The sequence below is a fragment of the Wolbachia endosymbiont of Drosophila bicornuta genome, from assembly GCF_028982105.1.
Classification (GTDB): domain Bacteria; phylum Pseudomonadota; class Alphaproteobacteria; order Rickettsiales; family Anaplasmataceae; genus Wolbachia; species Wolbachia pipientis.
Genome location: NZ_JAPQLF010000137.1, coordinates 16,703 through 24,035, shown reverse-complemented (window position 1 = coordinate 24,035; position 7,333 = coordinate 16,703). Strand labels below are relative to the sequence as shown.

6 protein-coding genes, 2 tRNA genes and 2 pseudogenes are annotated in these 7,333 nt (G+C 36.6%); 7 read left to right on the top strand and 3 right to left on the bottom strand.

Going from position 1 to position 7,333, the window contains the following annotated elements:
* A pseudogene (locus OZD68_RS06840) lies at window positions 1-177 on the bottom strand (IS5 family transposase); the annotation flags it as partial.
* 142 nt (window positions 178-319) lie between these two features.
* Between OZD68_RS06840 and thrS the strand changes: the two are divergent.
* Complete coding sequence (gene thrS, locus OZD68_RS06335; protein WP_182309342.1) at window positions 320-2,221, top strand: threonine--tRNA ligase; 1,902 nt, start codon at window positions 320-322, stop codon at window positions 2,219-2,221.
* 12 nt (window positions 2,222-2,233) lie between these two features.
* Window positions 2,234-2,752 (top strand): translation initiation factor IF-3, encoded by a 519-nt coding sequence (gene infC / locus OZD68_RS06330; RefSeq protein WP_151807803.1) that lies wholly within the window; start codon window positions 2,234-2,236, stop codon window positions 2,750-2,752.
* A 28-nt stretch (window positions 2,753-2,780) separates the two neighbouring features.
* Here infC and nuoF read toward each other — a convergent pair whose 3' ends face one another.
* Together nuoF and OZD68_RS06320 are read right to left on the bottom strand one after the other, a co-directional pair.
* Window positions 2,781-4,034: an NADH-quinone oxidoreductase subunit NuoF gene (gene nuoF, locus OZD68_RS06325; RefSeq protein ID WP_182309341.1), complete on the bottom strand. Its 1,254-nt coding sequence runs from the start codon at window positions 4,032-4,034 to the stop codon at window positions 2,781-2,783.
* A gap of 19 nt (window positions 4,035-4,053) precedes the next feature.
* A tRNA-Lys gene (locus tag OZD68_RS06320) sits at window positions 4,054-4,126 on the bottom strand.
* A gap of 320 nt (window positions 4,127-4,446) precedes the next feature.
* Between OZD68_RS06320 and OZD68_RS06315 the strand changes: the two genes are divergently transcribed.
* The 5 genes and pseudogenes from OZD68_RS06315 to OZD68_RS06300 all read left to right on the top strand — a co-directional run bounded on the left by OZD68_RS06315 (window position 4,447) and on the right by OZD68_RS06300 (window position 7,269).
* Window positions 4,447-4,522 (top strand) — tRNA-Ala (locus OZD68_RS06315).
* Between the two features lie 214 nt (window positions 4,523-4,736).
* Window positions 4,737-5,942 carry a magnesium transporter MgtE N-terminal domain-containing protein gene (locus OZD68_RS06310; protein ID WP_375138384.1) on the top strand — a complete coding sequence of 402 codons (1,206 nt, stop codon included), beginning with the start codon at window positions 4,737-4,739 and terminating at the stop codon, window positions 5,940-5,942.
* Window positions 5,897-6,316 (top strand): annotated as a pseudogene (locus tag OZD68_RS06665) (MgtE intracellular N domain protein); the annotation flags it as partial. The gene OZD68_RS06310 and the pseudogene OZD68_RS06665, both read left to right, overlap by 46 nt.
* Window positions 6,317-6,357: 41 nt before the next feature.
* Entirely contained in the window at window positions 6,358-6,843 is a 486-nt protein-coding gene (locus OZD68_RS06305; protein WP_220468118.1) for a hypothetical protein, read from the top strand.
* A gap of 228 nt (window positions 6,844-7,071) precedes the next feature.
* Entirely contained in the window at window positions 7,072-7,269 is a 198-nt protein-coding gene (locus OZD68_RS06300; RefSeq protein ID WP_259365975.1) for a hypothetical protein, read from the top strand.
* Window positions 7,270-7,333 lie beyond the last annotated feature (64 nt).

Here is a 7,333-nt window from a genome sequence, read left to right as displayed (position 1 = left end):
TATTATGTGCACCAAAATTACAACTTTATCGCTATAAATATTGTTGCCACCTGGTATTTTTGGACCATTCTCGTACCACTTTTCTATGGCTTCGTTGATATAATGAAAAATATTTCCTCTTTTTTCTAGAAATTTGTTATATTCGCTATGGTTACTGACCCTCATTTTTTGTGGCATATTTTTTCTTTCAAGGTTAAATGGCTATTTTATAATGAATTTTGTCAGTAGCCACCAAATTTTTTCAGTTGCTATGCAACAAAGCCATCCCAGTGTCAAGCACTGGGATGACAAAGAGAGGGTTAGACAAAAGGGTCGATAAATGATTAGGATTACTTTTTCAGCCGAACAAAAAGTAAAAGAATACAGTGGTAAAGTTACTGGCTTTGATATATTACAACCCGATGTTTTGAAAGAAGCAATTGCCTTTAAGGTAAATGGTGAGTTGCATGATCTCTCACGTGAAATTGAAGCTGATGCAGAGATAGAGGTGATACAACTGAGTGACGAAGTGGGTTTAGATATAATAAGGCATGATGCTGCTCATATAATGGCGCAGGCAGTGAAAGAGCTATTTCCTAATACTCAGATTACTATCGGCCCAACAATTCAGGACGGTTTTTACTATGATTTTGCTACAGATCGTACCTTCACTACGGACGATCTTACCGCAATAGAAAAGAAAATGAAAGAGATTGTAAAAAGTAACCACAGATTTGTTCGAGAAGTTTGGACTCGCAAGCAGTCAGTTGATTTCTTTAGTGGTATAGTCGAAAAATATAAGGTTGATATTATCTCATCCATACCAGAGGGTGAAAACCTAACTGTTTATAGGCAAGGTGATTTTGTTGACCTATGCCGTGGTCCGCACTCACCATCAACCGGTAGAGTTAAAGCGTTTAAACTTATGAAAGTAGCTGGTGCATACTGGCGAGGTAATGCAAAGGGCCCAATGTTGCAGCGAATATATGGCACAGCATGGAGAAATAAGGATGAATTAAACGCTTATCTTGAGTGTCTCAAAGAAGCAGAGAAACGTGATCACCGCAAAATTGCCAAGGATATGGATTTATTTCACATCCAAGAGGAAGCTGTCGGGCAGGTTTTTTGGCATGAACAAGGATATATTTTATATAATGTTCTTGAGTCTTACATCAGAAAGAAGCTAATAAATAATGGCTATTTTGAGGTAAAAACTCCTATTTTAGTAAGCAAAGAGCTGTGGGAAAAATCTGGACATTGGGATAAGTTTCGTGAAAATATGTTTATTGTTGATGAATCTGAAAGCAAAAAGCTAGCAATAAAACCCATGAATTGCCCCTGTCATGTGCAGATTTTTAATTCTCACACCAGAAGCTATCGTGATTTACCGATACGTATGGCAGAATTTGGTACGTGTCATAGGAATGAAAGCTCAGGCTCATTGCACGGACTGATGCGAGTGCGTGGTTTTACGCAAGACGATGCACACATTTTTTGTATGGAAGAACAAGTGAATTCTGAAACTATAAAGTTTTGTGACCTTTTAAAAGAAGTATATTCAGAGCTTGGATTTAATGAAATTTCTGTGAAATTTTCAGACCGTCCAGATATTAGAGCAGGTAATGATGAAGTGTGGGATAGAGCTGAAAAAGCGCTGCTTGAAGCCGTTAAAGAAGCGGGCTTGAGTTATGAACTGAGCCCTGGTGAAGGTGCATTTTATGGTCCAAAGCTAGAGTTTGTTTTGAAAGATGCAATAGGCAGAAGCTGGCAATGTGGAACATTGCAAGTTGATTTCATTTTACCAGAACGTCTGGGAGCTTTTTATATAGGGGCAGATGGGCACAAGCATCACCCTGTCATGTTACATAGGGCAATTCTTGGGACTTTTGAGCGTTTTATCGGAATTTTGATAGAAAATTATGCAGGAAAATTTCCAGTTTGGCTTGCTCCAACGCAACTTGCTATTCTGACCATTACAAATGAAGCTGACGGTTACGCCACAGAAATTAGCAATATTTTAAAAGAACAAGGTGTGAGAGTCAAGACTGATTTGACCAATGAAAAAATTAGTTATAAGATACGTTTGCATAGTTCAAACAAGGTTCCTATATTGTGGATTGTAGGCAAAAATGAAGTTACAAGTAAAACTGTGTCAGTGAGAAATTTAGGATCGGAAAGACAGGAGTCTTTTTCTTTGGAGAAGGCTATTGAATTGTTGTTAAAAAGTATTAATTTGAATTAATGGAGTTAAAGTTTGCAAGTTAAAAAGAACAATAAAAACAGAATTAATGGATTCATCACAGCTAAGGAGGTACGCTTAGTTGATCACAGTGGTGAGATGATCGGAATCGTGCTAATAGAACGAGCTTTGGAGCTTGCACAGGGTGTTGGTTTAGACTTGGTAGAAATTGCACCTGATTCAACCCCTCCAGTATGTAAAATTCTGGATTATAGCAAGCAAAAGTATGATATAAAAAAGAAAGCAAGTGAAGCAAAAAAGAAACAAAAAACATTAACTATAAAAGAAATTAAACTGGGTCCCAATATTGGTGATCACGATTACGGAACAAAATTGCGTCAAGCAAGAGACTTACTTGCCCACGGACATAAAATTAAAGTCACAATGAGATTTAGAGGGAGAGAGCTTATAAACACTGAAGTTGGACTGGAAAAATTAGAACGGCTAATTCGAGACACTGAAGATATCGCAAAGGTAGAATTGGCACCTAAAAGAGAAGGGAATCAATATTTTTTAGCTCTGGTTGCTAAGTAGCAAAACGGCTCAAGAAGTATAAGTAAAGTTAAATTATCGCTCTCTCTTTGATAACATGGCGAAAATGTCTTATTAATCCTTGAATCGGCCAAGCTGCAGCATCGCCAAGTGCGCAAATTGTATGTCCTTCTATTTGAGTTGTAAGGTCAAGCAGCTTATCTATTTCATCAGGCTTAATATCTCCTGCCACCATCCTCTTCATAATCCTCCACATCCATCCAGTACCTTCACGGCATGGTGTGCATTGTCCACAGGACTCATGCATATAAAAGTGTGATAACCTCTCTATTGCAGCTATTATATCAGTTGATTTATTCATCACTATTACAGCAGCAGTACCAAGCCCTGATTGTGCAGTTCTTAATGAATCAAAATCCATTTCAATAGTATCACATATAGATTTTGGAATTAATGGCACTGAAGACCCACCAGGTATTACAGCAAGTAAATTATCCCAACCTCCTCGCACTCCACCTGCGTATTTTTCAATTAATTCACGTAATGGAATTCCGAGCTCTTCTTCAACATTACACGGGTTGTTTACGTGCCCTGAAATACAAAAGACCTTGGTACCAGTATTATTTGGTTTACCAAGAGATGCAAACCATTCTCCTCCGCGATTCAGAATATCTGGAACCATTGCTATAGTTTCAACGTTGTTTATCGTGGTTGGGCAGCCAAAAAGTCCAACACCTGCGGGAAATGGAGGCTTCATGCGAGGAAAGCCCTTTTTTCCTTCAATTGATTCGAGTTGAGCTGTTTCTTCCCCACATATGTAAGCTCCTGCGCCCCTATGGATAAACACATCAAGATCATAACCTGATTTGCAGGCATTTTTTCCAATTAAACCTTCTTTATAGGCTTCCTCAAGTGCTTTTTTTAGAACTAAATATTCATTATAAAATTCACCCCTGATATAAATATATGCAACTGATGCGCTGATCGCTTTGCCGGCCAGGAGAATTCCCTCAAGTAACTTATGTGGCTCATATCGCAATATATCTCTATCTTTACATGTACCAGGTTCTGACTCATCTGCATTGACTACTAAATATGCTTTTGGGAGATTTTTGGGCATAAAGCTCCACTTAATGCCGGTGGAAAATCCTGCACCCCCTCGACCTCTCAAACCAGATTTCTTTACTTCATCAATGATCTTTTCTGATCCTAAATCCAGTAATTCCTTTGTTTTTTGCCAGCTACCACGTTTTTTTGCACACTCAAGTAGTGGAGTTCCTTTACCATTTAGGTTGGTGAATATTTTGTCTTGTTCTTTTAGCATGTTTTTCAAAATTTGTGAGTGATCCCGACGCGACTCGAACGCGTGACCCACTGATTAAAAGTCAGTTGCTCTACCGGCTGAGCTACGGGATCATTTCATTTTTCAGCTATACTAAACATCAATACAGTTTTTATCCGTTTTAATCAAACTAAAATTTTCATGTGTGGTTAAATAAATTATATAATATACTGCGTTAGTGATAATTTAGTTAAAAAATTTTTAAAGGAAAACTTCTTGTTAATTTTCAGTTCACAGATTTATTTGGATGGTGTGACTTATAACGCTAAGGAGACAAAAAAATAGAGAAGTGTGTACACCCTGCAGAATTTGTACACTATTTAGCAATAGCCTAATAGATAAATATTTCTTGCATTTCAGCCTGAGTGATTTATGCTTTAAGCAAGAATTACCTGGGGGTATAGCTCAGCTGGTAGAGCATCTGTTTTGCACGCAGAAGGTCAGCGGTTCGATCCCGCTTGCCTCCACCAGTCTATACAGCTCTAGCCGCCACAAAACCTGTCAAAACAGCTTATTTTAATCTATGAGTGTTTTATACTAGTTTCCTAAAAATCCCTATTTCTTTTCGTCACTTCTCTCTACACAAGTAATGTTTGTTATTATAATTCTAATATATACCAACTTAACAATCAATTAATCAATAAATGTTAGAATAGCTATAATTAAATTTATTAGGTAATACTCATGAGTGGAAAAAAGCATGTTTTTAAGATGATACCTGGAAAAGAGGTGTTTAGAAAAACCCCGACTACAAGGATAAAGTGGCCTGAAGGTAATGATCCTACAATGCCTATTAAAAAAGTTGAGCTTGTATCGCTGGATGATAAAAACGATGTAGTACTAGGCTTATTGCCTATAAAACTTTGCAGCAGTTCTTGCCTAGACAGTTACATATGTCTGGAGGAAGAAAATGAAGGAAATCTGGTAGCCAAAGATTATAAAAGTGATTCTAACTTAGATTATGTAAAAAGTAACCATACATTTGTATATTACGGTAATGAGTTGGCTAAGTTATCATATACAAGAGAGCTTGTGCAGCCTTTCAAAACTATGTGTAGCAGTTCTATTAAATCAAAAAAATTGGAATACAAATATGTAACATGGGAAGATTCAGATACTGGCAGCAATAAATATTATTTTTCAGACGAGGCAGGAAATATAATCGATTCACCTGACAATAAGGTATTACAAGACATTATGTTATACTACTGTGAGAGACATATAAGAGATGTGCTACTGTTGCTATCAAACGCGTTTACTAAAGTTTTTATTCAGGGCCTAACAGACGACCAACTAAAAACTCTTACCAATACTCTTAGTAACGAGCAACTGCAAAAAATAATTCCTGAACTGAGCTCAAGCCAACTACAGACCTTAGCAAAGAACTTAACAGATGAACAACTCCAAGCTTTAGTGGATCATCTAACCAATCACCAATTACAAACTCTTGCTCAGGAACTAAATCCAGAAAAGTTACAAATAATTGTTCCTATTTTAAATGATGCTCAGCTTGAAGCTCTAGTTAGAGACTTAAATCCAGAGCAAGTAAAAGAAATTTTACCTCACTTAAAAGTGGATCAGTTCAAAGCACTTATTAAAACTTTAAATGACGAGCAATTTACAGTGCTTGCAAAAGACTTGGCTGAGCACCACTTGACAATACTTTCCAAAGAATTAGAAGGTGATCAGTTGAAAGCTTTAGTAAATAGTCTGCAAGAAGAACAACTGAAAGACTTAGTTATAGCTCTTTTTACAATAATCCGAACAGACCGTAATATGCTACTGGCCTGCTGTAGCCATAAACACATATCTTATCGCATTCGGACTATTATAAGAAAGGCTATAATAAGCTTGATCCTGAGAAACTCGAAGCAATTGCTCAGGATTTAACTGATTCTAATAAGATTCAGATTATCATTAAGTCTTTAGTTGACAACCCAGACAAACTTCAAGCTTTTGCTCGCAATATGTCTAATGAGCAGTTTAAAGAACTTTTGGATAACGTAGGCGCAGAAGAGCTTAAAGACATCATTCACAAACTGGCTTGTGAGAAAGTGACAGCTGTGATCGGTGATCTCAGCAATCAAGATCAGTCTAAAGCTATTATTGATGCATTAAAAGGGAAACTTGACGAGCAGAGTAAACAGAACAAGGAAATGATTGAGATGCTCAAGCAAATCAAGGACGATATGCCAGGCATTGCAGAAGCTCCAGATTTTACAATAGTAGAAAACAATAACGATTCAATGCTACTTGTATGGTAGCAATTTATGAAAATCAATTTTTTTATAGGAGGTAACTTATTATGAGTAAAAACAATGTAGAATTATATTTTGGTGACGAGCCTTCAGACCAAAGTAAATTACTAAAACTTGAGAGCCCGGTTTTTACAAAACCAGATTTTGTAAAACCAAGTATAGATTCAGTAAAAATTCAGAATAAAGAAAAAGGTGCTAAGGAGTTAGATTTTGATATAAATCAGCCACTGGAAAAAATACCTATAGCGGAAATGAAGCAAACAGCCGCAGCTATAACATACCTTAAAAAGGTTTATGATGGCTTGATAGACAGTATTAATGAGTATAACACAAATTTAAGCAGCAACATTACAACTGGCATAGTGGAGCCACTGTCAACAACTATATCAAATATATGGAACAATACAACTGAAATAAAAAGTCAACTTCAAACTCTTCGAGATGAGCTTCAGGAATTTCGTGATGATCAGCCAGGCATTGCAGAAGCTTCCATATTCCCTCATGCTACTGGCGAAGAGAACGGGTTGCTTTAATAAAAAAGGTAATAGCTTGCTAGCTGTTACTCTTTCCACATACCACTTCAATGTAGCTGAATTGATTTTAAAATTATAATTTTTTATAGGAGTTAGCATGAATAATAGTAAACAAGAAAGCAAAAACGAACTTAAAGTAATAAGCAAAATAGAAGTTATAGCACTTCTCGCAATAGTCCGAATAGGATAAGATATGTGCTTATGGCTATGGTAGAGCAGTAGCATATTATGATCTGTTCGGATTATTGTAAAAAGAGCTATAACACCAAACCTAAAGGTTATGATGAAACAGTTGCGCGAAATCCAGCGCAGCTTGGTTATGTCCACAAAGCTTTAGATAAATTAATCGCAGAGCTGAACACGAAATTCGTTCCTGAATTGGATGATGTATTGCATAACAATAGCAACTCTATCAGTCAATTATAGCTCTTTTTACAATAATCCGAACAGATCATAATATGCTACTGCTCTACCATAGGCATAAGCACAT